The sequence below is a fragment of the Solicola agrisoli genome (genome assembly GCF_049059935.1).
GTDB lineage: Bacteria > Actinomycetota > Actinomycetes > Propionibacteriales > Nocardioidaceae > JAURVT01.
The window spans coordinates 31,924-56,508 of the sequence record NZ_JBMGQR010000022.1; the positions used below are offsets into that span (position 1 = coordinate 31,924).

Below are 24,585 nucleotides of genomic sequence, written 5' to 3' on the forward strand. Positions count from 1 at the left end.
CAGGGCGCCCGCCCCCTGGTGGGGACGAGCGCCCTGTCGGTGCAGCTCAGGTGGTGCGAGCGGCCGGGCGAGCCCGGCCTGCCGTCACTTGAGGGTGACGGAGGCTCCGGCGGCCTCGAGGGCCTCCTTGGCCTTCTCGGCAGCAGCCTTGTCGACGCCCTCGAGGATCGCCTTGGGGGCGGCCTCGACGAGGTCCTTGGCCTCCTTCAGCCCGAGGCTGGTGAGCCCGCGGACCTCCTTGATGACCTGGATCTTCTTGTCGCCGGCGGACTCGAGGACGACGTCGAACTCGTCCTGCTCCGCAGCGGCCTCGGCCGGAGCGGCGGCGCCGCCGGCAGCGGCGGCGGCCACGGGGGCAGCGGCCTTGACGTCGAACGTCTCCTCGAACTCCTTCACGAACTCGCTGAGCTCGAGCAGGGTGAGCTCCTTGAACGCGTCGAGGAGCTCGGCGTTGGACAGCTTCGCCATGGTGGCGGTCCTTTCTGTGGTGAACCAGACCCCGAGGGGGTCACGGATGGGGCGTTCAGCCCTCGGTGGTCTCGTCGGCCTTGGCCTCGGAGTTCTCCTCGGCGGGTGCCTCGGAGGCGTCCTCGGCCGGAGCCTCGGACTCGGTGCCGGCGGCGGCCGCGGGGGCCTCGCCTGCGCCTGCGATGACGGACGGGTCCTGCTGGGCCTTCGCCTCGAGGGCCGCGATGGTGCGCACGGCGTTCGAGAGCGGGGCCTGGAACAGGGCCGCGGCGCCAGCGAGGCTGGCCTTCATGCCGCCCGCGAGCTTGGCGAGGAGGACCTCGCGCGACTCGAGGTCGGCCATGGCGTTGACCTCGGCGGCCGCGACAGCGCGACCGTCCAGGTATCCGCCCTTGATGACCAGCGGCTCGTTCGCCTTGGCGAAGTCACGCAGGCTCTTGGCCACGACGACGGGGTCGCCGGTGATGAACGCGATCGCCGTGGGACCGGTCAGCAGGTCGTCGACACCGTCGACACCCGCCTCGCGTGCGGCGATCTTGGCCAGGGTGTTCTTCGTGACCGAGTACTGCACGTTCTCACCGAGGGCACGCCGCAGGTCCTGCAGCTGCTTGACGGTGAGACCGCGGTACTCGGTGAGGACGGCTCCGTCCGAGCTGCGGAAGTTCTCCGCGAGCTCGGCGACGGCTGCCGCCTTGTCCGGGCGCGCCATGGGTCTCCTTCCACACGTGCTCTTGAGGTGCCGAGGACGTGGAGGGCCGGTACATGACGAACGCCCCGGCGCAGAGGCAACGGGGCGCGGGTGCTCGACGGGGTCGAGCTGGCATCGTCACCTGCGCGGGCCGTCCGGAGCGTTCCGGACCTTCGGACCCGACGGGTGTCGGGCGACCAGCGGTCTTCGGCGTTTGCAGTCTACGGGCCGGGGCGCCACGCCTCCAAATCGGTGCGCACCCCCCGCCCCACCCGTCACCGGATTCCCAGGTTCACCTGGGAAACCGACGACACCCTGGGAAGTTCTCCGGGGTCCCGTCGGACTCCCAGGTGAACCTGGGAAACCGACGGCCCGAGGAGGTCAGGAGGTGGGGGTGGGCAGGGCGCCCTTGAACGGGTCGTTCTTGGTGATCTGGTCGGCCGGCGGGGCCTGGACGTCGACGTCCTCGCCCCACTTGCTGAAGTCGAGGCGGACGTCGGCGCCGCTGACCTGAGTGGTGACGCGGCGCGGCAGGTTGTCCTCGCCCACCCAGAAGGTGGCGGTGACCTCCGACGGGACGCCGGCGGTGCTGCCGGACGCCTCGGCGCCCGCACCGGCGGCGGCCTGCGCCTTGGCGGTGTCGACGACGACCTCGTACGGCTGCGCCTGCACGCCGTCGATCTCCTTGGGCGACCCCTTCTTCTCGAAGGACGTGATCGAGCCCTCGAGCGCCTTGAGGCTGGCCGCGGGGTCCATCTGGTCGACGACGCCGCCGAACGACTTGGCGAGCGGGTTGCTCGGGTCGTCGAGGTCGATGGTCGCGAACTTGTTCTCGCTCAGCGGGCCGAGGTTGGTGTACAGGGTGCCGTCGACGAGGCGGACCTCGACCTGCCCCATGCCGGGCACGGTCAGCTTCATCGCCATCGAGCTGTCGGCACCGCTCTCGCCGACCTCGACGTCCCCCTCGGCCTCCACCTGCTGCGAGCCGGCGTCGGCCTTCAGCGTCAGGTGGGTGGTGCGCGCCTCGCGCTGGGCCTGCCCGACCTGGTCGACGAAGTTGGCCTGCGTCAGCGTGGCGGTCGTCCCGCTCGAGACGTTGGAGGCCTCGTCCGAGGCGGCCTGCTCGGCGCCGCCGCCGCAGGCGGTCAGGGTGAGGGCGGCCGCGGCGATGCCGGCGACGAGGGTGGGGCGGAGCTTCATGGTTCTCCCGGTCGAGAGGGTGGCGCGGGGCGTGACGGGTGGTCCTGTCCCAGGGTAGGGCCCGCGGGCAAGGGCACGCCCGGGGACGCACGACGCCCCGCGACCGGTGTCGGTCGCGGGGCGTGGTGGGTGCGCCGGGGCGCGGGGTGCGTCAGGCCTCGACGTCGTCGGAGGCCACGTTGCGGGTGCGGTTGGGGTCGACGGGGACGCCGGGGCCCATGGTCGTCGACATCGTCACCTTGCGGATGTAGCGGCCCTTGGAGCTGGCCGGCTTGAGCCGCAGCACCTCCTCGAGCGCCGCCGCGTAGTTCTCCGCGAGCTGCTCGACGGTGAACGACGACTTGCCGATCAGGAAGTGCAGGTTGGAGTGGCGGTCGATGCGGAACTCGATCTTGCCGCCCTTGATGTCCGACACGGCCTTGGAGACGTTGGGGGTCACCGTGCCGGTCTTGGGGTTGGGCATCAGGTTGCGGGGGCCGAGGACGCGTCCGAGGCGACCGACCTTGCCCATCATGTCGGGCGTCGCGACGACGGCGTCGAAGTCGAGCCAGCCACCGCTGACCTTCTCGACCATGTCGTCGGAGCCGACGAAGTCGGCGCCGGCCTCGATGGCCGCCTCGGCGTTCGCACCGGTGGCGAACACCAGGACGCGGGCCGTCTTGCCGGTGCCGTGCGGCAGGTTGACCGTGCCGCGGACCATCTGGTCGGCCTTGCGGGGGTCGACGCCGAGACGCATCGACACGTCGACGCTGGAGTCGAACTTCTTGCTGCCGGACTGCTTGGCCAGGGCCACCGCCTGCACGGGGCTGTAGAGGTTGTCCGGGTCGATCTTCTCGGCGACCTCGCGGTACGCCTTGCTGCGCTGTGCCATGTCTGGTTTCTCCTCACCAGGGTGTGGTCGTCGGGCCATGCGCGTGCCCTGCCACAGAACTGTCGGGTGGTTGGTCCGGCCGGGGCCGGGTGCTGCGAGCCACGTCGTGGACGCGGCGGGACGACCTGCGTCAGTCGACGGTGACGCCCATGGAGCGCGCGGTGCCCGCGACGATCTTCATGGCGGCGTCGAGGTCGGTGGCGTTCAGGTCGGGGAGCTTGGTCTCGGCGATCTCGCGGACCTGGTCCTTCGACAGCGAGGCGACCTTGTCGGTGTGGGGGGTCGCGGAGCCGCTCTTGATGCCCGCGGCCTTCTTGATCAGCTCGGCTGCCGGCGGCGTCTTGGTGACGAACGTGAACGACCGGTCCTCGAAGATGGTGATCTCGACGGGGACGACGTTGCCACGCATGGCCTCGGTCGAGGCGTTGTACGCCTTGCAGAACTCCATGATGTTGACGCCGTGCGGGCCCAGGGCCGTACCGACGGGCGGGGCGGGGGTGGCCGCACCGGCCTGCAGCTGCACCTTGACGAGTGCGGCGATCTTCTTCTTCGGAGGCATGTCTCTTCCTTCTCGTGGTCATGGTGGGCCTGCCTCGGCCCTGCCACTGGTGGGTGGTGCTGCCCGGCCGAGCCGGGCGGTGCGTCAGGCGCGCTGCACCTGGGTGAAGCTGAGCTCCACCGGTGTCTCGCGCCCGAAGATCTCGACGAGGGCCTTGACCCTCTGGGCGTCCACGTTGATCTCGGTGATCGTGGCGTGGAGCGTGGCGAACGGCCCGTCGACGACCATGACCGAGTCGCCGACCGCGAAGTCGTCGAACTCGACCTTGGGGGCCGACGGCTTGGACGCGGCGCCGCCGCTCTCGGCGGGGGCGTTCGCGGCGGCCTCGGCCTCGACGGCGGGCGCCAGCATGCTCTCGACCTCGGACAGGCTGAGCGGCACCGGCTGGTGGGAGTTGCCCACGAACCCGGTGACCGACGGCGTGTGGCGCACGGCGCCCCAGGACTCGTCGTTGAGGTCCATGCGGACCAGGACGTAGCCGGGGAGCGTGGTGCGCTTGACCAGCTTGCGCTGGCCGTTCTTGATCTCGGCGACCTCCTCGGTGGGGACGACCACCTCGAAGATGAAGTCCTCCATGTTCAGCGAGGTGGTGCGGTTCTCCAGGTTCGCCTTGACCCTGTTCTCCATGCCGGAGTAGGTGTGCACGACGTACCAGTCGCCGAACTGGGAGTACAGGCGCTCGCGGAACTCCTGCAGCGGGTCGGACGGCGCGTCGTCCGCGGCCTCCTCGGCGAGGGTCTCCTCCTCGTCGGCCTCGGCGGCCGCCTCGACCTCGGCGCCGTCGGACTCGGCCTGCTCCACCAGCGCGTCGGCCTCGGGGTCGGGGTCGACGTCGGCGGCGGTGACCTCGTCGGAGGGCAGCACGGCGTCGTCCTCGGGCTCGACGTCGACGACGGGCTCGAGGTCGGCGTCCAGGCCGGCGTCCTCGCTCAGCTCGTCCTCGCCGGCGTCCACGACGTCCTGGTCGGGGAGCGTCCCGGCCTCGGTGACGTCGGACGCGGCGTCGAGGCCCTGCTCGTACTCGTCGATCTCGACGTCCTGCTCGAGGTCGGAGGCGCCCTCGGGAGCGACGTGCTCCTCGGCCTCGCGGACGGCGGCGTCGGCCTCGGGGTCACCGAAGACGTCGTCCTCGGTCTCGAGGTCGACGTCGGTCTCGTCGTACGGCTGCGACACGCTGGGTTCCGTCACCTTCACACTCGTCTGCTTGCCCGACCGAACGGTCAGGCGAAGATCTTGAAGATCAGCTGGCCGAACCCGTAGTCCAGGCCCGCCACGATCGCCATCATCACCAGCACGAACACGAGCACCACGAAGAAGTACGTGACGACCTGATCGCGCGTCGGCCAGACGACCTTGCGGAGCTCGGCCACGACCTGGCGGTAGAACGTCAGCGGCGGGGTCCGCTTGCCGCGGGGCTCCTGGCCGCCCTTGGTGCGGGACGAGGTGTCGGTCACCGGTGACGCCTTCCTCTGGTCGCAGTGCTGGATGCTGATCTGGTCGGTGCTGATGTGGTCTTGCAGGGCACGAGGGACTTGAACCCCCAACCTTCGGTTTTGGAGACCGATGCTCTGCCAGTTGAGCTAGTGCCCTACGGCGGTCCGTCCCGGTCGGCACACCGTCGAGGGCATGGCGATCAAGGGCGGGGATCCACCAGCATCGAAGTGTACGGGAGGGCGCGGCGGCGAGTCGAACCGAGGTGCGTGGCCCGTCAAGACCGCCGCAAGCCGTCCCGGGTCGGCGTCGACGGCGCCCCGACGGCTGACACCATGGTCGCGTGAGAGCCGTGCGTGAGCTTCCCAAGGCCCATCTGCACCTGCACTTCACCGGGTCCATGCGCCACGGGACCCTCCTCGAGCTCGCCGAGCGGGACGGGATCTCCCTCCCGGCGGCGCTGATCGAGGAGTGGCCGCCCGAGCTGGTGGCCACCGACGAGAAGGGCTGGTTCCGCTTCCAGCGCCTGTACGACGTGGCCCGCTCGGTCCTGCGCACCGAGGACGACGTGCGCCGGCTCGTGCGGGAGGCGGCCGAGGACGACGTCGCCGACGGCTCGGTGTGGACCGAGATCCAGGTCGACCCGTCGGGGTACGGCGCGCGCTTCGGCGGGATCACCGCGTTCACCGACCTCGTGCTCGACGCGGTCGCCTCGGCCGAGCGCGACACCGGGCTGGGCATGCGCGTGGTGATCGCCGCCAACCGGACGCGGCACCCCCTGGACGCGCGCACGCTGGCGCGGCTGGCCGCGCAGTACGTCGGACGCGGTGTCGTCGGGTTCGGGCTGTCGAACGACGAGCGGCGCGGCACCACCGAGGACTTCGCGCGGGCGTTCGAGATCGCGCGGCACGCGGGCCTGGCCAGCACCCCGCACGGCGGCGAGCTGCGCGGGCCCGACAACGTCCGGGCCTGCCTGCAGCACCTGCACGCCGACCGCCTCGGCCACGGTGTCCGCAGCGTCGAGGACCCCGCGACGCTCGAGGCCGTCCGCGAGGCCGGCGTCACGCTCGAGGTGTGCCCGGCGTCGAACGTCGCCCTGGGTGTCTACGACACCTACCAGGAGGTGCCGGTGCGACAGATCGTGGACGCCGGCGTGCAGGTGAGCCTCGGCGCCGACGACCCGCTGCTCTTCGGCACCCGCCTGGCCGGCCAGTACTCGATCCTGCGGGCGAGCCAGGACTTCTCCGACGCCGAGCTGGCCGGCCTCGCCGCGTCCTCGTTGCGCGGCTCCTTCGCACCCGACGACGTCAAGGCGACCGCCCTCGCCGGCGTCGACGCGTGGCTCGCGAGCGCACCCGACGCGGACCCGCCTGACACCGGCGACGTGCCCGCCTCCCGACCCCCGACCGTGGGAGGGTGACCCCATGAGCACCTCGGACTCCAGCGGGCAGGGACCCGACGACCAGCAGCCGCCGTCGGGCGACTCCTCCCCCGACTACTGGGAGCAGCAGAGCGGGCAGGGCGGCACGCAGTCGTGGGGCCAGCCGCCGCAGTCGTACGGCCAGCAGGGGTACGGACAGCAGCAGTACGGCCAGCAGGGGTACGGGCAGCAGCCCTACCCGCAGGGCGGGTACGGCCAGCAGGGCTACGCGCAGCAGGGGTACGGCTACGGCCCGCCGCCCAAGCACCCGCAGGCCACGACGGTGCTGGTCGTGGGCATCCTCGGCCTGCTCATCTGCCAGATCGCCTCGCCGTTCGCCTGGGTCATGGGTGGACGCGCGCTCAAGGAGGTCAACGCCAACCCCGGCCGCTACTCCGGCGAGGGCGAGCTCAAGGCCGGCTGGATCTGCGGCATCATCGGCAGCGTCCTGCTCGGGCTGAGCCTCCTCGCGGTCGCGTTCTTCGTCGTCATCGCCATCGTCGCGGGCGCGAGCTCGACGTCACCGTGAGCGACCAGGGCACCCCGCCGCAGGACCCGGCCGGCCAGGGCACCCCGCCCCAGCAGCCGCCGTCGTACGGCTACGGGCCTCCGCCCGGGTACGGCCCGCCGCCGGGCTACGGACCACCGCCCGGGTACGGTCCCCCGCCGGGCTACGGACCGCCGCAGCAGGGCTGGGGCTACGCGCCCCCGCCGGCGCCCAACGCGCCCGGAGCCGTCGCCGCGCTCGTGATGGGCATCATCGCGATCGCCGGCGGGTTCGTCTGCTTCCTGCCCGTGCTCGTCGCCCCCGTGGCCTGGGTGTTCGGCCACCGGGCCGTGCGGTTCATCGACCGCTCCGAGCCCGGCGCCTACACGGGCCGCGGCATGGCCCTGGCCGGATGGATCCTCGGCGTCGTCGGCACGGTGCTGCTCGTGCTCGCCGTCGTCGGCGTGGTCGTGCTCGTGGTCATCGGGGCCAACGGCGGCTTCGAGCCGAGCGACCCCTCGCCCACCTTCGGCGACGAGCCCGACCTCGGCGCGCGCCTGCTGCTGGGCCTGCTCGGTCGCTGACTACAGCTCGCACCCCACGAGCACCGGCTCGTTGACGAGGTCGACGCCGTACCGCCGACGCACGCCGTCGCGCACCTCGCGGGCCAGGGCGAGCAGGTCGGCGCTGGTGGCGTGGCCGCGGTTGGTCAGCGCGAGCGTGTGCTTGGTCGACAGGGTGGCCTCGCCGGTGCCGTGGCCGCGCTCGAAGCCCGCGCGGTCGATCAGCCACGCGGCACTGGTCTTGACGGTGCCGTCGGGCTGGGGGAAGCGCGGCGCGTCGGCGGGCAGGTCGGCGGCGGCGTCGGCGGTGAGCACCGGGTTGGTGAAGAACGAGCCGGCGCTCCAGGTGTCGTGGTCGGCGGCGTCGAGCACCATGCCCTTGCCCGCACGCAGGCGCAGCACCGCGTCGCGCACGTCCTGGGCGGGGGCGCGCTCACCCACCTCGACGCCGAGGGTGCGCGCCAGCTCGGCGTAGGCGACCGGTCCGGACAGGTCGGCCAGCGCCAGCTGGAAGCTCACCGTCAGCACCACGTAGCGGCCGGGCTCGGCCTTGAAACGGCTGTGCCGGTAGCCGAAGTCGCAGTCGGCGGCCGCCAACGTGCGCACCCGCCGGTCGTGACGGTCGTAGGTGCGGACGCTCGCGATCGTCTGCGCGACCTCCTGGCCGTAGGCGCCGACGTTCTGCACCGGCGACGCGCCCACGAGCCCGGGGATGCCCGAGAGCGCCTCGACGCCCTGCCAGCCCTGCGCCACGGTGTGCGCGACGAACTCGTCCCACGGCTCGCCGGCCTGGACGGCCACGAGCGCGCCGCTGCACAGGTCGGCCTCCTCGGCGACGCCGCGCGAGCGGACGAGCACGACCGTGCCGTCGAACCCGGAGTCGTCGACGAGCAGGTTGCTGCCCCCGCCGACGACGAGCAGGGGCTCGCCGGCGGCGTCGAGGTCGGCGACGGTGCGCACCAGGGCCTCGGCGTCGTCGGCCACCACGACCGAGCGGGCGGGCCCGCCGACGCGCAGCGTGGTGAGGTCGGCCAGGGTCTGCGGGGGCGCGTCAGGCACCGGTGGCGACCTCGGCGCGGGCCTGGCCCAGCACCTTCTCGCCGGCGACGGTGACGGTGAGGTCGACCCGCACGCGTCCGTCCTCGCCCTCGGTGGCCACGCCGGTGACCTCGAGCGCCACGCCGGCGTCGTCGTCGGGCACGACGACCGGCTTGGAGAACCGCACGCCGAACGAGACGAGACGGTCGTCCGGGCCGAGCCAGGACGACAGGGCGCGACCGGCGAGCGCCATCGTGAACATGCCGTGGGCGAGCACGCCGGGCAGGCCGACGTCGGTGGCCACGCGCTCGGACCAGTGGATGGGGTTGAAGTCGCCGCTGGCGCCGGCGTACCGGACGAGGTCGGCGCGGGTGATCGGGAACTGGGAGGGGCCGAGATCGGCACCGGGGGTCAGCGTCATGGCAGGTCCGTGGGCTCGGGGGCGCGGTGGACGAGGGTGGCGAACGCGGTGCAGACGTGCGCGCCGGACGCGTCGGTGACGTCGCTGCGGGTGCCGATGAAGTCGGCGCCGCCGCGCTGGCGGAGGGTGTCGACGGTGAGCTCGGCGACCAGCACGTCGCCCGGGACGACCGGGCGGGTGATCTCGAACCGCTGGTCGGCGTGGACGACGTTCTGCAGGCTGATGCCGACCTCGGGGTCGCGCATCAGGTCGGTCATCGCGCCGAAGGCGACCACGATCGGGAAGGTCGGGGGTGCCTGGCCGTCCGGGCCGGCGGGCTGGCCCACCGCGGCGGAGAACTCGGCGATCTTGGCGGCGCTGACGTCGTACGGCGCCGTGGGCGGGAAGGTACGACCGGCCAGGTCGGCTGGAACAGGCATGGCGCCGACGCTACCAACTCGGGTAGTCGTCGGCGCCACGGACCGGCGGGCGCGAGGCCCAGCGTCAGCGGGTCTCGCGGTGGTCGGTGTGGTTGCCGCAGCGGGGGCAGAACTTCTTCATGTCGAGCCGGTCGGGGTTGTTCCGACGGTTCTTCTTGGTGATGTAGTTCCGCTCCTTGCACACGGTGCAGGCCATGGTGATCTTCGGACGGACGTCGGAGCTCTTGCTGGCCACGGTGCTCTACCTCTACCTCTGGTCTTGGGTGGTGCGTGCGTCGCCGCCTGGCGGCGACTGGTCTGTGCTGACACGCTCTGTGCCTGTCACGGTCTGTGGTGGTAGCGGGGGCGGGACTCGAACCCGCGACACCACGATTATGAGCCGTGTGCTCTAACCACCTGAGCTACCCCGCCACTGGGTCGCCGCACGCGAGTGCGGCGACCCCGAGCCCCTTTACGGAATCGAACCGTAGACCTTCTCCTTACCATGGAGACGCTCTGCCGACTGAGCTAAAGGGGCAAGCCAGCGACAAAGATACATGGCGCCGGAGCACAGACGAAATCGGGTCAGGACCCGGCGTCACGGGCGAGCCCGCGGTTGATCCGCGAGGCCCACAGCGGGCCCTCATAGACGAACCCGGTGTACCCCTGGACGAGGTCGGCGCCCGCCGCCAGACGCGTCCGCGCGTCGTCCGCGGTGACCACTCCCCCGACCGAGACGAGCGCCGTCCGGTCGCCCACGCGGGCCCGCAGGCGGCGCAGCACCTCGACCGAGCGGGGCGCCAGCACCGGGCCCGACAGCCCGCCGGCGCCGGCCGCGTCGACGGTGCCGCGGGGCGTCCGGAGGTGGTCGGGACGGGCGATGGTGGTGTTGGCCGCGCTGATGCCGTCCAGGCCCAGCTCGAGTGCGAGGTCGGCGACGGCGTCGACGTCGGCGTCGGCGAGGTCGGGCGCGATCTTGACCACGAGCGGCAGGTGCGTGGTGCGCACGCCGTCGGCGGCCTCGCGCACGGCGGTGAGCAGGGGTCGCAGCTCGGCGGTGGCCTGCAGGTCGCGCAGCCCCGGCGTGTTCGGCGAGGAGACGTTGACCACCAGGTAGCTCGCGTGGGGTGCGAGCAGACGGGTGCTGAGCACGTAGTCGGCGACGGCGTGCTCGGGCGCGACGACCTTGGTCTTGCCGATGTTGACGCCGATCACGGCGTCGGCCGCCGGGCCGGAGTCGCGCAGGGCGGCCAGCCGGCGTCCGACCACCTCGGCGCCGTCGTTGTTGAAGCCCATCCGGTTGATCACGGCGTCGTCCTCGACCAGCCGGAACAGGCGCGGACGCGGGTTGCCGGGCTGGGGACGTCCGGTGACGGTGCCGATCTCGACGTGCCCGAAGCCGAGCGCGAGCAGGCCGGGCACGGCGGCGGCGTTCTTGTCGAAGCCGGCGGCCAGACCGAACGCGTTGGGGAAGGTCAGCCCCATCACCTGGCGCGGCGAGCGGGCGGACGTGGCCGCCTGCAACGCGGCGCGGACGCCGGGCGTCCGGCCCGCCAGCGCGATCGCGGCGAAGGCCCGCTCGTGGGCCCGCTCGGGGTCCATCTGGCTCAGCACACGGTCGAACAGGACGCGGTAGGCCACGTCGGCAGGGTATCGGCCGCCGCTGCCGCGCCGACCCGGCAGGTCAGCCGTGCGTGACGACGACCTTGCCGCGGGTGTGGCCCTCCTTGTTGGCCTCGAGGGCCTCGGCGGCCTGCTCGAGGTCGAAGGTCTGCGCCACCTCGACGGCGAGGTCGCCCGAGGCGACGAGGTCGACCAGCGACTGCAGCTCGGCGCCGTTGCCGCGGACGAAGACGTAGGTGCCGCCGAGGTCGTGCACGACGTCGGCGTCCACGATCGAGGCGACCCGCCCGCCGTCGGCCAGCAGCTGCGGCGTGGCGGCGAGGGCCTCGCCGCCGACCAGGTCGACGACCACGTCGACACCGTCGGGGGCGACCTCGCGGACGCGCTCGACGAGGCCGTCGCCGTACGTCACCGGGGTGACGCCGCGCTCGCGCAGGAACGCGTGGTTCCCCTCGCTCGCGGTGCCCACGACGGTCGCGCCGCGCAGGCGGGCGAGCTGGCTCGCGAAGCCGCCGACGCCACCGGCCGCCGCGTGGACCAGGACGGTGTCGCCGGCCGTCACCTCGAGGGCGTCGAGCAGCTGCAGGGCCGTGAGGCCCGCGAGCGGGAGTGCGCCGGCGGTGGTGAAGTCGACGCCGTCGGGGATCGTCGCGATCGCACGCTCGGGCACCGCGGCGAGCTCGGCGAACGTCCCGTTCTGGACGTGGTCCTGACGGTCGTAGGCCAGCACGCGGTCGCCGGCGCGCACCGTCGTCACCGCGGGGCCGACGGCCTCGACGACGCCGGCGACGTCCCAGCCCGGGACCATCGGCAGGTGGTGCGGGATCGCGCCCTGGAGGTAGCCGGCGACGATCTTCCAGTCGACCGGGTTGACGCCGGCGGCGCGGACGCGCACCAGCACGGTGTCGGGGCCGACGATCGGGTCGGGCTGCTCACCGACCCGCACGACGTCGAGGGGGTCACCGTAGGACTCGAGGTAGGAAGCACGCATGCCTGGGCCAACGGCGGTGCGCGCCGGGGCATTCCTGCCCCGACACGGCTCGAGCCCGGCCCCCACCGGGGACCGGGCTCGTGACGTGGCAGGTGCAGGGTTCGAACCTGCGTAGGCTGTGCCGGCTGATTTACAGTCAGCTCCCTTTGGCCGCTCGGGCAACCTGCCAGGGGGTCGTCGCCCGCGGGCGACAGGACGAAACAATAGCGTAGGGGCCGAGTCCGCTCGAACCCCCGCCCGGACGCACGCCGACCCACCTCTGGAGGACCCCCATGGCCGCCGACTCCTCGTTCGACATCGTGAGCAAGCTGGACCGTCAGGAGGTCGATAACGCGATCAACCAGGCCTCCCGCGAGCTGTCCACCCGCTACGACTTCAAGAACACCGGCGCGTCGGTCGAGAAGAGCGGCGAGGACGGCGTCGAGATCACCGCCAACGCCGAGGAGCGGGCCCTGGCCGTCCTGGAGGTGCTCAAGGAGAAGCTGATCAAGCGCGACGTGTCGCTCAAGTCGCTCGAGGCCGGCGACCCCCGCCAGTCGGGCAAGGACACCAAGATCTCCTGCACCTTCAGCGACGGCATCACCCAGGAGCAGGCCAAGAAGGTCTCCAAGCTCATCCGCGACGAGGGCCCCAAGGGCGTCAAGGTCCAGATCCAGGGCGACGAGCTGCGCGTCACGTCCAAGAAGCGCGACGACCTCCAGGCCGTCCAGGGCCTCGTCAAGGGCGCCGACCTCGACTTCCCCGTCCAGTTCGTCAACTACCGCTGATGGGGGCCGCAGTTTCCCAGGTATACCTGGGAAACTGCGGGCAGCACGGGAAACTTTCCATGGTCCCGACGAGATTCCCGGGCCAAGTGGGGCTGCCGTGACGGTTGGGACGAACGCGGCCGCCGACCCGACTCCCGCCTCGTCGCCGTCACACCCAGCACATCCGCCCCACTCGGCATGGAGAACTGACCCGATACCCGGAAAGTTCTCCGTGGCTGGCGCAGTTTCCCAGGTATACCTGGGAAACCGTCAGGGGATCCAGGACAGGAGGAGGTCGGGGTGGACGGAGGCCGCGACGAGGACGGCGGCGGGCAGCAGGACGCCGAGGCGGGCGACGACGACGGCGCGGGGCGGTGAGGGGCTGACGGTGCTGCCGGCCAGGGCCGTGCCCACCGGCCCGACCACCCGGACGATCAGCCGCAGGTAGTACACGAGCCCGACCACGACGTTGACGACGGCGACCACCGCGAGCCAGGCGTAGGGCGTGCCGAAGCGCGGGTCGAGCAGCGGCTCGAGCACCACGTACTTGGCCACCAGCCCGACCACCGCGGGCGGGAAGCCGGCCAGCGTCAGCAGGGCGAGCACCAGCGCTCCCCCGGTCCACGGCTCGACGCGCACCAGTCCGGTCACGTGGTCGAAGGACGTCCCGCCCCACCGTCGCCGGACCAGACCCACCACCCCGAACGCGACGAGGTTCGCCAGCCCGTAGACGGCCAGGTACCGCACGGGAGCCGACGACACCCCGGGGGTGGTCAGCACGGCCATCGGCACCAGCACGAACCCGGCCTGCGCGATCGACGACCAGGCGAGCAGCGCGACGACGTCGTCCTGCATCCAGGCGCCGAGGTTGCCCACGACGAGGGTCAGCGCGGCCGCCACCGCGACGACGGGACGCCACGCGTCACCCTGCAGCCCGAACGCCTCGGGCAGGACGAGCACCAGCGCGCCCGCGGCGCCGGTCTTCGACACCACCGACAGGTAGCCCGCGACCGGCACGCTCGCGCCGCGGTAGGTCGCGGGCACCCACAGGTGCAGCGGCACCGCGCCGAGCTTGAACAGCAGCCCGACGACCGTCAGCACGACCGCGGCGCCGACGGTCTCCTCCGGCGCCCGCGACGCCGACAGCCTCAGCGCGAGCTCGTCGTACACGAGGGTGCCGCTGACGCCGTAGACGAACGCGATGCCCAGCAGCGTCACGGCGGTCGAGACCACCGAGACGACGAAGAACGTCCACGCGCCGCGGGCCGCGTCGACGTCGCCGCGCCGCAGCCCGACGAGCGCGATCGACGGCAGCGAGAGCAGCTCGAGCGAGACGACGAGGGTCGCGAGGTCCTGGGCGAGCACCATCGACACCGCGCCCGACGCCGACACGAGCAGCAGGAAGTGCAGCTCCCCCGGTGGCATCGAGTCCTCGTGCTCCATGACCGCCGCGCCGAGCACGACGAGCAGGGTGCCGCCGAGCACGAGGACGCACAGCGCCTGCTGGAGCCCGTCGGGCCGAGCCGGCGACACGACGACGCCGAGGGCCACCACGAGCGCGGCGAACGACACCAGCCCCGGGCGTCGCCACGAGCGACGGGTGCCGAACGCGTCGAGCAGCAGCGCGAGCATGCCGCCGCCGGCGACGACGAGCGCGGGCAGGACGTCGGGCCAGTCGATCACCGCACACCTCCCAGCACCGCGAGCAGGTCGGGCTCGACGACGCCGAGCACCAGGCCGGGCGCGAGCCCGAGCGCGACGGTGGCCACGACGAGCACGCCCACCACGGGCACGTCGGAGCCCTGCAGGTCGGCGTCGCGGTCGTCGGGGGTCGGGACGCCCTGCAGCACGCGCCGCAGCATCGCCACGACGTAGGCCGACGTGAGGACGACGCCCAGCGCGGCGAGACCGAGCAGCGTCCACGCGAGCGGACGCCCGAGCACCGGGCCCACCTCGTACGCCGCCCGCAGCGCGAGCAGCTCGCCCCAGAACACGGCCAGTCCCGGCAGGCCGAGGCTGGCGATCGCGGCGAACGCCAGGACGCCCGCGGTCCAGGGCGTCCGCAGGTAGAGGCCGCGGCCGATCGCGTCCCACGACGTCGACCCGTACCGCCGCTTGAGCGCACCGGCGAGGAAGAACAGCAGCCCGGTGACGACGCCGTGCGCGACGCTCCCGAGGACGGCCGCGGCGACGCCGACCTCGCTCATCGTCGACAGGCCGAGCACCACGAAGCCCATGTGGCCGACGCTCGAGAACGCGATCAGCCGCTTGAGGTCGTGCTGCCGCAGGCACGCCAGGGACGACCAGAGGATGCCGACGACGCCGAACGCCGCGAGCCAGGGCGCGAGCCGCGCGGCCGGCTCGGGCGCCACCGCGAGCCACACGCGCAGCAGCCCGTACGTGCCGAGCTTGAGGAACACGCCCGCGAGCAGCACCGAGCCGACGGTGGGCGCGGCGGCGTGGGCGTCGGGCAGCCAGGTGTGCAGCGGCCAGACCGGCGTCTTGACGGCGAGCCCGAGCAGGATCGTCAGCGCCGCGAACGCGCCCACGGGGCCCGTGACGAGCACCCGCAGCACCGACAGGTCGGTCAGCTGCAGCGACCCGGCGAGCCGGGCGACGCTGATGAAGCCGGTCAGCATCAGCGCCGAGCCGGTGACGGTGAAGACGAGGAACCGGGTGGCGGCCGCCTGGCGTCCCGCGGCCTCGTCGCCCCAGCGCGCCACGACGAACCACATCGGGATCAGCGCGAGCTCGAAGAACACGAAGAACAGCAGCAGGTCGAGCGCGGTGAACACGCCCAGCGCGGCGCCGACGACGAGCAGCACCAGACCGACCAGCACGCCCGGCGGGCCGTCGCCGTCGGGGCAGTGGTCGACCAGGCTGAGGCAGCACAGCAGCCCGAGCAGCAGCGTCATCAGGACGAACGGCAGCGAGATGCCGTCCATCCCGAGGTGCCAGCGCGCACCGAGCGCATCGATCCAGGGCACGTCGACCTCGCCCGCCCGCGCGTCGGCGGAGCGTGCCGCCCAGGACGTCAGCACCAGCACCGCCGAGACGGCCGTGGTGACGACGCCGGCCACCGCCGCCGGTCGTCCGCCGACGCGGGTGCGGGCGACCACGAGCGCGCCGCCGACCAGCAGCGGCAGCAGGACCGCCGCGACGAGCGGGCTCACCGGACGACCACCGCCATGACGAGAACGGCGACCGCGACCCCGGCGGCGAGCACGGTGGCGTAGGTCTGGACGTTGCCGGTGACGGCGCGGTCGGACAACCGGGCGCCCGCACGGGCGGTCGCCGCGACGCCGCGCGGGTAGGCGTCGACGACCTGGTGGTCCAGGGCCACGACGACGTCGGCGACCCGTCCGACGCCCGCGCCGATCGCGTCGTTCAGCCGCTCGAATCCGCCCTCGGTGCGCAGCGCGGGGGCCGCCGGGCCGAGCAGGTCGGCCGGGTCGGCGCCGCGGCGCAGGACGGGCACGGTGACGGCGACCGCCGCCAGCACGAGGACGGTCGTGACGACGCCCGTCAGCAGGTGCGGCTCCTGCGTCAGCGAGTACGCGAGGACGCCCACGGCGAGCAGCACCAGCGGCGCCGACATGGCGACGGGCTCGTCGCGGCGGCCGGCGGTGGCGACGTCGGGCACCGGGCCGAGGAACACGCGCCACCACGTCCGCAGCGCGTAGGCGGCGGTGACGACGACCGTCGCGAGCCCCGCCGCCACGACGACCACCGCCACCCATCCGGCGACGGGCCCGCTGCCGTCCACCGCGCCGAGGCCCGCGTCCAGCACGGCGTCCTTGGTGAAGAAGCCCGACGTGGGCACGACGCCCGCGAGCGCGACGAAGCCGACGGCCGACGTCCACGCGGTGACGGGGAGCCGACGCCGCAGGCCACCCGCCGCGGACAGCGCGGTCGACCCGACGGCGTGCGCGACGCAGCCCGCCGAGAGGAACAGCAGGGCCTTGAACAGGCCGTGGGCGACGAGGTGGGCCGTCGCCGCGTCGGGGTCGCCGACGGCGATCGCGGCGAACATGTAGGCCAGCTGGCTGACGGTGGACCACGCGAGCACCCGCTTGAGGTCGTCGCTCACCAGCGCCAGCAGCGCGGCGCCGAGCATGGTGGCCGACGCGACGAGTGCGAGCACCGTGGGCACCACCGACGACGCCGTCACCAGCGGCTCCAGCCGCGCGAGGACGTAGACGCCCGCGGCGACCATCGTGGCGGCGTGGACGAGCGCGCTGACCGGCGTCGGGCCGGGCATCGCGCCGGGCAGCCAGGCCTGGAACGGCAGCTGCGCCGACTTGGCCAGCACCGCCACCAGCACCAGCAGACCGGCGCCGACGACGACGGGGTCGGGCCCGTCGACCCGGGCCAGCACCTCCGAGACGCGGTAGGTGTCGTAGTGGGCCCCGATTGCGAGGACGCCGACGATGAGCCCGAGGTCGCCGACGCGCGTCGTCAGGAAGGCCACCACCGCGCCGCGACGGGCCGCCGCGAGCTCGACGTGGTGGCCGATGAGCAGGTAGGAGCAGATGCCCATCACCTCCCAGCCGACCACGAGCACGAGGAGGTCGTCGGCCACCACGACCGTCACCATCGCGAGCGTGAACAGCACGACGAGCCCCGCGTACGACCGGTAGCGCGGGTCGCCGTCGAGGTACGCGGTGGAGAACACCTGGACGAGCAGGCCCACCGTCGTCGCGAGCAGGACGACCGGCGCGGCGCGGCCGTCGAGGTGGGTGGCGACGTCGACGCCGAGCAGGTCGCCGCCGGTGACCCAGAGGTCGGTGCGGCCCGTCGCGTCACCCAGGTACGGGACGCAGGCGACCAGCGACAGGACCCAGACGACCGCGCTGGCGGCGACCCCCGCGGCGCCGGCGCGCGCGGTGGAGGTGCCCGAGACCGTGCTCACCGCGGCTCCCTCGCGGGGACGTCGTCGACGTCGGCCGAGCCGGTGGCCCGGAACAGCACGAGCACGATCGCCAGGCCCAGGCCGATCTCGGCGGCGGCGATCGCGATGACGAACAGCGAGAGCACCTGGCCCGAGTGCGACGGCTCGCCCCACCACGCGTCGAACGCGACGAGGTCGAGCGTGACGGCGGCGAGCATCATCTCGGCGCCGATCAGCACCAGCACCGCGTGACGGCGGGCGAGCACCCCGTACAGGCCGATCCCGAACAGCACGGCCGAGAGGATCAGCGGCCAGGCGAGGGGCATCAGACGTCGCCGTCCGACGCGCCGCTGTCACCGGCCGTGCGCTGCCCGGTGGAGAGCGCGATCGCGCCGACGAGCGCGGCGAGCAGCACGACGCTGAGGATCTCGAACGGCAGCACCCACTGGGTGAACAGCGCCTGCCCGATCACCTCCGGCGACCCGACGGTGGGGCTGACGACCTGCTGGCCGGCGAACCCCGTCCAGCCCAGGACGCCGAGGCCGAGGCTGGTCGCGACGGACAACACGGCGGCCACCCAGCGGTTGCCGGTGAGCGTGGCCGAGCCGGGGCCGGTGGGCGCACGGGTGAGCATCAGCGCGAAGACGAGCAGGACGACCACCGAGCCGAGGTACACGAGCACCTGTACCCAGGCGAGCAGCTCGGCGGCGAGCAGCAGGAACGTCCCGGCGAGGGCGCCGAGCGTCAGCACGAACCAGAGCGCGGCGTGCACGAGACGGTCGCAGGTGACGGCCTGCAGCCCGGAGAACACGCACACCGCGGCGAGCACCAGGAACACCACCTGGACGGCGCTCACGGCCCCTCCTCGGCGGGAGGGGCCTCGGTGGGCGGAGCCTCCGCGGCCCGCGCCTTCTCGACCGCCGCGCGGGCGGCGTCGAGCTCCTTGGGGTCGGCGGCGTGAGGGTCGAGCGGCTGCGGCGGCGGCACCGTCCACATCCACTCGCGCAGCCGGTCGCGGCCGTGCGTGAGGTCGCGGATGTCGGTCTCGGCGTACTCGAACTCCGGCGACCAGTGCAGTGCGTCGAACGGGCAGACCTCGATGCAGATGCTGCAGTACATGCACAGCGAGAAGTCGATGTCGAAGGAGTCGAGCACGCTGTGGCTGCGGTCGCGGCCGCCCTCGGTGGTGGCCGGCTCGACCTCCTGGTGGGAGTCGATGGTGATGCACCACGCCGGGCACTCGCGCGCGCAGAGCATGCACGACGTGCAGTTCTCCTCCTGCAGCGCGATCACGCCGCGCGAGCGCGGGGGCAGGGCCGGCGCGACGTCCGGGTACTGCTGGGTGACCGCGCGACGGGTGAGCGAGCGCCAGGTGACCCTCAGGCCCGCGGCCAGTCCGCGCCCGGGCCACCTCATGCGACGGCCAGGGCGACGACGGTCGTGAGCGCGAGCTGCACCAGGGTGACGGGCACGAGCACCTTCCAGGCCAGGGAGTTCAGCTGGTCCTCGCGGAGCCTCGGCCAGGCCACCCGGGCCCAGATGACGAGGAACGCGACCACCGCGATCTTGAGCAGCGACCAGACCACACCGAGCTGGTCGGACGCGAACGGGCCCCTCCACCCGCCGAGGAACAGCACCGTCGTGAGCGCGGCGACGACCACGATGCCGGCGTACTCGGCGAGCAGGAACATCGCGAACCGCATGCCGCCGTACTCGGTGAACGGCCCCATGACGAGCTCGGCGTCGGCGAGCGGCGCGTCGAACGGCGGGCGCTGCAGCTCGGCCAGGCCGGCGACGAGGAACACCAGCGCGCCGGGCAGCTGCCACAGCAACCACCACGGCTGCCACGCCTCGACGATGCCGACCAGCGACAGCGTGCCCGCGGCCATCGCCACCGACGCGGCGGCCAGGACGAACGGCAGCTCGTAGCTCATCAGCTGCGCCGCGACGCGCATGCCACCGAGCAGCGAGTACTTGTTGGCGCTGGCCCAGCCGCCCATCAGGGTGCCGAGCACGCCGAGGCTCATCACCGCGAGGACGAAGAACAGGCCGGTGTCGAGGTCGCGTCCGACGACGCCGGGGCCGAGCGGGATCGCGACCATCACCACCAGGTACGGCACGAGCGCCAGCGACGGGGCGAGCGCGAAGACGGTGCGGTCGGCCGCGGCCGGGACGACGTCCTCCTTCTGCGCGAACTTCACGCCGTCGGCGACCAGCTGGGCCCAGCCGTGGAACCCGCCGGCGTGCATCGGCCCCAGGCGCGACTGCATGTGCGCCATCACCTTGTGCTCGGCCTGCCCGACCAGCAGCGGCAGCGTGAGGAAGGCGCCGAGGACCACCAGCCCGCGCAGCACGATCTCGAGCGCCTCAGGCACCGTCGTCCCCCTCGGCCGGGGGCGGGGCGACGTCGGCCTGACGGCGCGAGCGACGGGCCCGCGGGGCTGGCGTGCCGGGCGGGGCGTCCGTGGACGCGGCGGCCGTCCGTCCGCGCCGGGGTCGCTGCGCCGCGACGGGCGCACGGGCCGGTGCGAGCGGGTCGGGCGCGTCGCTGCCGGGCTCGCGCGGCCCCCACACCTCGGGCTCGGGCACGCCCGGGGGACGCTGCCGGCGCCGTCCCGGGGACGAGCCGGCGGAGGCGACGTCGGCGTCGCTCTCGCCCGGCTCCTTGGCTCCCGGCCAGGCCTTGGCGACGCGCGAGGCGAGCACGAAGTCCTTGCGCAGCGGGTGGCCCTCGAAGCGCTCGGGCAGCAGCAGCGTGGTCAGCGCGACGCCGCCGTCGAAGCCGATGCCGAACATCTCGTGCGTCTCGCGCTCGTGCCAGGCCGCGCCCTCCCAGACCGGCACCAGGGAGTCGAGCGACGGCGACTCCCGCGGCACCGTCGTGGCGACGAGCAGGTGCCGCAGGCCGCCCTGGTCGCCGAGCCGGGCGACGTGGCAGACCACGGTGAAGCCGGCGTCGAGCTCGTCGACGGCGCTCAGCCAGTCGAAGTACGACAGGCCGACTCGGTCGCGCAGCGCGAGCAGGACGGTGCGCCAGACGGCGGCGGGCACATGCAGCGTCGGGGGGCCGAAGCCGTCCTCGACGCGCAGCCCGTCCGCGAGGTCGCCGGCGGCGGCGCGGGCGACGTCGAGCGCCTCGGTCGGCGCGGTCATCGTCCCTCGGGCGGGTCGACCCGCGGCGACAGCAGCGACGTCGCACCGCGCGGGGCGTACCGCTGCGACAGGTCCTCGCCGGCGATGTGGTCCTGGAGCTTGACGATGCCCTGCAGCAGCGCCTCGGGACGCGGCGGGCACCCCGGCACGTAGACGTCGACGGGGATGATCTGGTCGACGCCCTTGGTGACGCAGTAGGAGTCCCAGTAGGGCCCGCCGGAGTTGGCGCACGAGCCGAACGAGATGACGTACTTGGGCTCGGGCATCTGCTCGTAGAGCCGCTGGATCGCCGGCGCCATCTTGTCGGTGACGGTGCCCGAGACGACCATCAGGTCGGCCTGGCGGGGCCCCGGTGCGAACGGGATGACGCCGAGGCGGATGAAGTCGTGGCGCGACATCGAGCTGGCGATGAACTCGATCGCGCAGCAGGCGAGGCCGAAGTTGAACACCCAGAGCGAGTAGCGGCGTCCCCAGTTGAGCAGGTAGCGCACGGGACGCGGCGCGAGCGCCGAGCCGGGGCCCAGGGTGGGGTCGGAGAAGACCGGGTCGGGCAGCCGGACGACGGGGCGGTCTAGGTCCACGTGAGCACGCCCTTGCGCCAGGCGTAGACCAGGCCGAGCGCGATGAAGCCGAGGAAGACGCCCATCTCGACCGCCGCGTCCCACCCGATCGTGGTGAAGACCGTGGCCCAGGGGAACAGGAACACCGCGTCGACGGCGAAGATCACGTAGAGGTAGGCGTAGACGAAGTAGCGGACGTTGCCCTGCGCCCACCCCGTGCCGACGGGGTCGACGCCCGACTCGTAGGTGAGCTGCTTCTCGCGGCCCGGACGGCTCGGGCGCAGGAACCGGTTGACGCCGAGCATCCCCGCGGCGAGCGCGACGCCGAGCAGGCCGACGACGGCCACGCTCGCGTACGACCAGAGGTACCCCGCGCCCATGCGCGGCAGTCTAGGCTCGTCGCTCCGGCCAGTGGGTCAGCGGCCGCACCCGCCTTTCCTTGAACACACCGCCGCCTTGGTAAAGGGAAGACGCGTTTCCTTTAATAAGGTGATCCCATGGTCAAGGAATCGCACACCGTCGAGGGCTGGCCCAGCGTGACGTGGGAGTCCGTGGCCTGGCAGAGCCAGCACGACATCCCGATCTCTCGCACGCAGCGGCGACTTCACCAGGGGCCCTATGACGCGGCGGTCACGCCCTTGATCGCCGAGTGCGAGGTGGTCACCAGCCGGGAGGCACGAGCCGCCGCCCTCGACGCGACCACGAACATCACCCGATTCGACGAACGCGCCTCGCACCGACTCGGGGGTGGCGAGCTCGGCCCCATCGACACCGTCCTGCTGCGAACCGAATCGGCCTCCAGCTCGCAGATCGAGAACCTCACGGCGGGAGCACGCCAGCTCGCGATGGCCGTGCTCAAGGAGCCCGTGAGCAGGAACGCCACGATCGTGGCTCGCAACGTCGAGGCCATGCGCGCGGCCACAGGACTCGCCAAGGACCTCACGGTGCCTGCGGTCCTCGACACCCACCGGGCCCTGCTCCACGGCATCGACCCGGGCGCCGGAAAGCTGCGTGACCAACAGGTCTGGATCGGTGGAGGACAGATCGGTCCACACCACGCCGAGTTCGTCCCACCTCGGCACGAGCGCGTGCCCGCTGCGCTGGACGACCTCGCGCGGTTCATGGACCGCGACGACATCCCCCCGCTCATCCAGGCCGCCATCGCGCACGCGCAGTTCGAGACCATCCACCCGTTCACCGACGGCAACGGGCGCACCGGGCGAGCTCTCGTGCACGCGCTGCTGCGGAACAAGGAGATCACCCAGCGCGTCACCGTTCCCGTGTCCGCCGGCCTCCTCACCGACGTCGGCGCCTACTTCGACGCCCTCGCCGCGTACCGCGACGGGGACGTCAACCCGATCGTCCAACAGTTCGCCGAGGCGTCCTTCGAGGCGATCGGCAACGGGGAGCGTCTCCTGACCGATCTCGAGATCGTCCGGGGTGCCTGGTCCGAACGGATCACCGCTCGGCGGACCGCCGCCGCCTGGGGGCTGGCTGAGGCACTGCTCGCCCAACCAGCCGTCACCGCCGGTTTCGTCGCAGAGAAGCTCGAGGTCAGCGTCCCGACCGCGCTGGCAGCGATCGACCACCTCACGGAGGTCGGCATCATGACCCTGGTCAAGAAGCAGACCCGCAACCGCGTCTGGCAGGCCCCCGAGGTCGTGGACGCCCTCGACGCCTTCGCCCGCCGTGCCGGCCGCCGTCGCCGCTCCGGCTGACCCTCCCGTCCGCGATCCGAAGCCTTGGGGTGGTCATCTGACCTGTATGAGGACCACAAGGCTTCAGATCGCGGACGGGAGGGGCGCGCCGGTAGCGTCGAGGGCATGACCGACCTCCCCACCCGCACCATCGGCGACCTCACCGTCAGCGCGATCGGCCTCGGCGCGATGCCGCTGTCGATGAAGCCGGGCGAGCCCGGCCCCGAGCAGGCCGAGCAGGTCGTGCACGCGGCCCTCGACGCCGGCGTCACACTGATCGACACCGCCGACGCCTACTCCCCCGACGGCCGCCTCGGCCACAACGAGGAGGTGATCGCCTCGGCGCTCCGGTCGTACGGCGGCGACACCTCCGGCGTCGTCGTGGCCACCAAGGGCGGCCACACGCGCGACGGCGCCGAGTGGAACCTCGACGGCCACCCCGACTACCTCCGCTCGGCCTGCGAGGCGTCGCTGCGACGTCTCGGCACCGACGGCATCGGCCTGTACCAGCACCACCGGCCCGACCCCGCCGTCCCGTACGCCGAGACGATGGGCGGGCTGCGCGCGCTCGTCGACGCCGGGCTGGTGCAGCGCGTCGGCATCTCCAACGCGAACCCCGAGCAGATCCGTCAGGCCCGCGAGATCGTCGGCGACGCGCTCGTCAGCGTCCAGAACGAGCTGAGCCCGCGCTTCCGCTCGAGCCTGCCCGAGGTCGACGTGTGCGCCGAGCTCGGGCTCGCGTTCCTGCCGTGGAGCCCGCTCGGCGGCACCGGCAAGGCCGCCGAGCTGGGTGCCGAGCACGACGCGTTCGCCTCCGTCGCCGCCGAGCTCGACGTCTCGCCGCAGCAGGTGGCCCTGGCCTGGCTGCTCGGCCTGTCGCCGAACGTCATCCCCATCCCGGGCGCGAGCCGCCCGGCGTCGATCGAGTCGTCGGCGCAGGCCACGCGGCTGACGCTCAGCGCCGACCAGACCGCCCGGCTGTCGGCCTGACGGTCAGGCCGCCTCGGCGCGCCTCGTCGCGGGTCGGACGACCGCCCAGGTGAGGACCGCGCCGAGTGCGGTGACGGCCAGGATGACGGCCGCCATCGGCACGGCGGTGCCCTCGCCGAAGGCCCCGACGAGGGGCGCCACGAGCGCGCCCACGCCGAACTGGACGGTGCCGAGGAGCGCAGCGGCGGTGCCGGCGACCTCGCCGTGGCGGGAGAGGGCGAGCGCGGGCGTGTTGGGCATGGCGAGCGACACCGCGGCCATCACCACCGCGAGCGGGAGCATCAGCAGCACGACCGAGCCGGACCCGCTGAGCGTCACCGCGACGAGCGCGACGCCGGCGGCCACGCCCGCGATCGTCGACCACGACAGGATCTGCAGCGGCGTGAACCG

28 protein-coding genes, 4 tRNA genes and 2 pseudogenes are annotated in these 24,585 nt (G+C 72.9%); 6 read left to right on the forward strand and 28 right to left on the reverse strand.

The annotated features are described in order from the left end of the window. Positions 1-84: 84 nt before the first annotated feature. The 8 genes from rplL to ACI6PP_RS10260 form a co-directional block, all read right to left on the reverse strand. Positions 85-468: a 50S ribosomal protein L7/L12 gene (gene rplL, locus ACI6PP_RS10225; protein WP_421111348.1), complete on the reverse strand. Its 384-nt coding sequence runs from the start codon at positions 466-468 to the stop codon at positions 85-87. Positions 469-523: 55 nt separating this feature from the next. Then, positions 524-1,177 (reverse strand): 50S ribosomal protein L10, encoded by a 654-nt coding sequence (rplJ, locus tag ACI6PP_RS10230; RefSeq protein WP_421111349.1) that lies wholly within the window; start codon positions 1,175-1,177, stop codon positions 524-526. A gap of 360 nt (positions 1,178-1,537) precedes the next feature. Then, on the reverse strand, positions 1,538-2,356 hold the full coding sequence (locus ACI6PP_RS10235; RefSeq protein WP_421111351.1) for an SCO4651 family lipoprotein: 819 nt from the start codon (positions 2,354-2,356) through the stop codon (positions 1,538-1,540). 151 nt (positions 2,357-2,507) lie between these two features. Next, entirely contained in the window at positions 2,508-3,227 is a 720-nt protein-coding gene (rplA, locus tag ACI6PP_RS10240; protein ID WP_421111353.1) for a 50S ribosomal protein L1, read from the reverse strand. Positions 3,228-3,357: 130 nt separating this feature from the next. Then, positions 3,358-3,786, reverse strand: coding sequence for a 50S ribosomal protein L11 (rplK, locus tag ACI6PP_RS10245; protein WP_421111354.1), 429 nt, complete (start codon positions 3,784-3,786; stop codon positions 3,358-3,360). An 84-nt stretch (positions 3,787-3,870) separates the two neighbouring features. Next, on the reverse strand, positions 3,871-4,974 hold the full coding sequence (gene nusG, locus ACI6PP_RS10250) for a transcription termination/antitermination protein NusG (protein ID WP_421111356.1): 1,104 nt from the start codon (positions 4,972-4,974) through the stop codon (positions 3,871-3,873). Positions 4,975-5,006: 32 nt separating this feature from the next. Beyond that, positions 5,007-5,240, reverse strand: coding sequence for a preprotein translocase subunit SecE (gene secE / locus ACI6PP_RS10255; RefSeq protein ID WP_421111358.1), 234 nt, complete (start codon positions 5,238-5,240; stop codon positions 5,007-5,009). Between the two features lie 63 nt (positions 5,241-5,303). Continuing rightward, positions 5,304-5,376, reverse strand: a tRNA-Trp gene (locus ACI6PP_RS10260). A gap of 184 nt (positions 5,377-5,560) precedes the next feature. Here ACI6PP_RS10260 and ACI6PP_RS10265 point away from each other — a divergent pair. From ACI6PP_RS10265 to ACI6PP_RS10275, 3 genes are read left to right on the forward strand one after another with little or no spacing between them, the layout of a single operon-like run. Then, complete coding sequence (locus ACI6PP_RS10265) at positions 5,561-6,637, forward strand: adenosine deaminase (protein ID WP_421111359.1); 1,077 nt, start codon at positions 5,561-5,563, stop codon at positions 6,635-6,637. Positions 6,638-6,641: 4 nt separating this feature from the next. Beyond that, the gene (locus ACI6PP_RS10270) at positions 6,642-7,166 is read left to right on the forward strand and encodes a hypothetical protein (RefSeq protein ID WP_421111361.1); all 525 of its coding nucleotides are present in this window, start codon (positions 6,642-6,644) and stop codon (positions 7,164-7,166) included. Then, entirely contained in the window at positions 7,163-7,708 is a 546-nt protein-coding gene (locus ACI6PP_RS10275; protein ID WP_421111362.1) for a DUF4190 domain-containing protein, read from the forward strand. The genes ACI6PP_RS10270 and ACI6PP_RS10275 overlap by 4 nt, the downstream gene beginning before the upstream one ends. On the opposite strand, the gene ACI6PP_RS10280 is transcribed toward ACI6PP_RS10275, so the two are convergent. From ACI6PP_RS10280 to ACI6PP_RS10320, 9 genes are all read right to left on the reverse strand, one after another. Then, positions 7,709-8,746, reverse strand: coding sequence for a UDP-N-acetylmuramate dehydrogenase (locus tag ACI6PP_RS10280; protein ID WP_421111364.1), 1,038 nt, complete (start codon positions 8,744-8,746; stop codon positions 7,709-7,711). Further along, positions 8,739-9,146, reverse strand: coding sequence for a MaoC/PaaZ C-terminal domain-containing protein (locus ACI6PP_RS10285; RefSeq protein ID WP_421111366.1), 408 nt, complete (start codon positions 9,144-9,146; stop codon positions 8,739-8,741). Before ACI6PP_RS10285 ends, ACI6PP_RS10280 begins: the two co-directional genes overlap by 8 nt. Next, on the reverse strand, positions 9,143-9,565 hold the full coding sequence (locus ACI6PP_RS10290) for an FAS1-like dehydratase domain-containing protein (RefSeq protein WP_421111367.1): 423 nt from the start codon (positions 9,563-9,565) through the stop codon (positions 9,143-9,145). Before ACI6PP_RS10290 ends, ACI6PP_RS10285 begins: the two co-directional genes overlap by 4 nt. A 64-nt stretch (positions 9,566-9,629) precedes the next feature. Further along, positions 9,630-9,800: a 50S ribosomal protein L33 gene (gene rpmG / locus ACI6PP_RS10295; RefSeq protein WP_421111369.1), complete on the reverse strand. Its 171-nt coding sequence runs from the start codon at positions 9,798-9,800 to the stop codon at positions 9,630-9,632. A 99-nt stretch (positions 9,801-9,899) separates the two neighbouring features. Beyond that, positions 9,900-9,976 (reverse strand) — tRNA-Met (locus tag ACI6PP_RS10300). Positions 9,977-10,009: 33 nt separating this feature from the next. Beyond that, positions 10,010-10,082: transfer RNA gene (locus tag ACI6PP_RS10305), tRNA-Thr, on the reverse strand. A 47-nt stretch (positions 10,083-10,129) separates the two neighbouring features. Continuing rightward, the gene (locus tag ACI6PP_RS10310; protein WP_421111371.1) at positions 10,130-11,185 is read right to left on the reverse strand and encodes a quinone-dependent dihydroorotate dehydrogenase; all 1,056 of its coding nucleotides are present in this window, start codon (positions 11,183-11,185) and stop codon (positions 10,130-10,132) included. A 43-nt stretch (positions 11,186-11,228) separates the two neighbouring features. After that, positions 11,229-12,158 (reverse strand): NADP-dependent oxidoreductase, encoded by a 930-nt coding sequence (locus tag ACI6PP_RS10315; RefSeq protein WP_421111372.1) that lies wholly within the window; start codon positions 12,156-12,158, stop codon positions 11,229-11,231. Between the two features lie 86 nt (positions 12,159-12,244). Further along, a tRNA-Tyr gene (locus ACI6PP_RS10320) sits at positions 12,245-12,326 on the reverse strand. A 104-nt stretch (positions 12,327-12,430) separates the two neighbouring features. Between ACI6PP_RS10320 and ACI6PP_RS10325 the strand changes: the two genes are divergently transcribed. Continuing rightward, positions 12,431-12,925 (forward strand): YajQ family cyclic di-GMP-binding protein, encoded by a 495-nt coding sequence (locus ACI6PP_RS10325; protein WP_421111374.1) that lies wholly within the window; start codon positions 12,431-12,433, stop codon positions 12,923-12,925. Between the two features lie 249 nt (positions 12,926-13,174). Here the strand turns inward: ACI6PP_RS10325 and ACI6PP_RS10330 are convergent, their stop codons facing one another. The 10 genes and pseudogenes from ACI6PP_RS10330 to ACI6PP_RS10375 form a co-directional block, all read right to left on the reverse strand. Next, positions 13,175-14,587, reverse strand: coding sequence for an NADH-quinone oxidoreductase subunit N (locus tag ACI6PP_RS10330; protein WP_421111375.1), 1,413 nt, complete (start codon positions 14,585-14,587; stop codon positions 13,175-13,177). Then, on the reverse strand, positions 14,584-16,077 hold the full coding sequence (locus tag ACI6PP_RS10335) for a complex I subunit 4 family protein (RefSeq protein ID WP_421111376.1): 1,494 nt from the start codon (positions 16,075-16,077) through the stop codon (positions 14,584-14,586). The genes ACI6PP_RS10330 and ACI6PP_RS10335 overlap by 4 nt, the downstream gene beginning before the upstream one ends. Then, a complete protein-coding gene (locus ACI6PP_RS10340; protein ID WP_421111378.1) occupies positions 16,074-17,816 on the reverse strand; it encodes an NADH-quinone oxidoreductase subunit 5 family protein in 1,743 nt (580 codons plus the stop codon). The genes ACI6PP_RS10335 and ACI6PP_RS10340 overlap by 4 nt, the downstream gene beginning before the upstream one ends. Further along, complete coding sequence (gene nuoK / locus ACI6PP_RS10345) at positions 17,813-18,121, reverse strand: NADH-quinone oxidoreductase subunit NuoK (RefSeq protein ID WP_421111379.1); 309 nt, start codon at positions 18,119-18,121, stop codon at positions 17,813-17,815. Before nuoK ends, ACI6PP_RS10340 begins: the two co-directional genes overlap by 4 nt. Beyond that, on the reverse strand, positions 18,121-18,651 hold the full coding sequence (locus ACI6PP_RS10350) for an NADH-quinone oxidoreductase subunit J family protein (protein ID WP_421111381.1): 531 nt from the start codon (positions 18,649-18,651) through the stop codon (positions 18,121-18,123). The genes nuoK and ACI6PP_RS10350 overlap by 1 nt, the downstream gene beginning before the upstream one ends. Before the next feature lie 209 nt (positions 18,652-18,860). Then, positions 18,861-19,088, reverse strand: a pseudogene (locus ACI6PP_RS10355) (4Fe-4S binding protein); the annotation flags it as partial. A gap of 119 nt (positions 19,089-19,207) precedes the next feature. Beyond that, positions 19,208-20,170: an NADH-quinone oxidoreductase subunit NuoH gene (gene nuoH / locus ACI6PP_RS10360; protein ID WP_421111383.1), complete on the reverse strand. Its 963-nt coding sequence runs from the start codon at positions 20,168-20,170 to the stop codon at positions 19,208-19,210. After that, entirely contained in the window at positions 20,163-20,948 is a 786-nt protein-coding gene (locus tag ACI6PP_RS10365; RefSeq protein ID WP_421111385.1) for an NADH-quinone oxidoreductase subunit C, read from the reverse strand. The genes nuoH and ACI6PP_RS10365 overlap by 8 nt, the downstream gene beginning before the upstream one ends. Beyond that, entirely contained in the window at positions 20,945-21,529 is a 585-nt protein-coding gene (locus ACI6PP_RS10370) for an NADH-quinone oxidoreductase subunit B (protein ID WP_476712932.1), read from the reverse strand. The genes ACI6PP_RS10365 and ACI6PP_RS10370 overlap by 4 nt, the downstream gene beginning before the upstream one ends. Beyond that, positions 21,520-21,888 (reverse strand): NADH-quinone oxidoreductase subunit A, encoded by a 369-nt coding sequence (locus ACI6PP_RS10375; RefSeq protein WP_421111387.1) that lies wholly within the window; start codon positions 21,886-21,888, stop codon positions 21,520-21,522. The genes ACI6PP_RS10370 and ACI6PP_RS10375 overlap by 10 nt, the downstream gene beginning before the upstream one ends. 117 nt (positions 21,889-22,005) lie before the next feature. Here ACI6PP_RS10375 and ACI6PP_RS10380 point away from each other — a divergent pair, with 117 nt between their 5' ends. After that, entirely contained in the window at positions 22,006-23,226 is a 1,221-nt protein-coding gene (locus ACI6PP_RS10380) for a Fic family protein (RefSeq protein WP_421111388.1), read from the forward strand. A gap of 105 nt (positions 23,227-23,331) precedes the next feature. Further along, complete coding sequence (locus tag ACI6PP_RS10385; RefSeq protein ID WP_421111390.1) at positions 23,332-24,195, forward strand: aldo/keto reductase; 864 nt, start codon at positions 23,332-23,334, stop codon at positions 24,193-24,195. 3 nt (positions 24,196-24,198) lie between these two features. Here ACI6PP_RS10385 and ACI6PP_RS10390 read toward each other — a convergent pair. Further along, positions 24,199-24,585, reverse strand: a pseudogene (locus tag ACI6PP_RS10390) (Bcr/CflA family drug resistance efflux transporter); the annotation flags it as partial.

Excerpts from the sequence above, each read along its gene's own strand:
- ACI6PP_RS10315 (WP_421111372.1), bottom strand. The coding sequence starts at position 12,158 with ATGCGTGCTTCCTACCTCGAGTCCTACGGTGACCCCCTCGACGTCGTG.
- ACI6PP_RS10290 (WP_421111367.1), bottom strand. The coding sequence starts at position 9,565 with ATGCCTGTTCCAGCCGACCTGGCCGGTCGTACCTTCCCGCCCACGGCG.
- rplK (WP_421111354.1), bottom strand. The coding sequence starts at position 3,786 with ATGCCTCCGAAGAAGAAGATCGCCGCACTCGTCAAGGTGCAGCTGCAG.
- rplJ (WP_421111349.1), bottom strand. The coding sequence starts at position 1,177 with ATGGCGCGCCCGGACAAGGCGGCAGCCGTCGCCGAGCTCGCGGAGAAC.
- ACI6PP_RS10365 (WP_421111385.1), bottom strand. The coding sequence starts at position 20,948 with ATGACCGCGCCGACCGAGGCGCTCGACGTCGCCCGCGCCGCCGCCGGC.
- rplA (WP_421111353.1), bottom strand. The coding sequence starts at position 3,227 with ATGGCACAGCGCAGCAAGGCGTACCGCGAGGTCGCCGAGAAGATCGAC.
- ACI6PP_RS10375 (WP_421111387.1), bottom strand. The coding sequence starts at position 21,888 with ATGGGCGCGGGGTACCTCTGGTCGTACGCGAGCGTGGCCGTCGTCGGC.
- nuoK (WP_421111379.1), bottom strand. The coding sequence starts at position 18,121 with ATGCCCCTCGCCTGGCCGCTGATCCTCTCGGCCGTGCTGTTCGGGATC.
- ACI6PP_RS10285 (WP_421111366.1), bottom strand. The coding sequence starts at position 9,146 with ATGACGCTGACCCCCGGTGCCGATCTCGGCCCCTCCCAGTTCCCGATC.
- ACI6PP_RS10270 (WP_421111361.1), top strand. The coding sequence starts at position 6,642 with ATGAGCACCTCGGACTCCAGCGGGCAGGGACCCGACGACCAGCAGCCG.
- rplL (WP_421111348.1), bottom strand. The coding sequence starts at position 468 with ATGGCGAAGCTGTCCAACGCCGAGCTCCTCGACGCGTTCAAGGAGCTC.
- ACI6PP_RS10325 (WP_421111374.1), top strand. The coding sequence starts at position 12,431 with ATGGCCGCCGACTCCTCGTTCGACATCGTGAGCAAGCTGGACCGTCAG.
- ACI6PP_RS10380 (WP_421111388.1), top strand. The coding sequence starts at position 22,006 with ATGGTCAAGGAATCGCACACCGTCGAGGGCTGGCCCAGCGTGACGTGG.
- ACI6PP_RS10385 (WP_421111390.1), top strand. The coding sequence starts at position 23,332 with ATGACCGACCTCCCCACCCGCACCATCGGCGACCTCACCGTCAGCGCG.
- ACI6PP_RS10235 (WP_421111351.1), bottom strand. The coding sequence starts at position 2,356 with ATGAAGCTCCGCCCCACCCTCGTCGCCGGCATCGCCGCGGCCGCCCTC.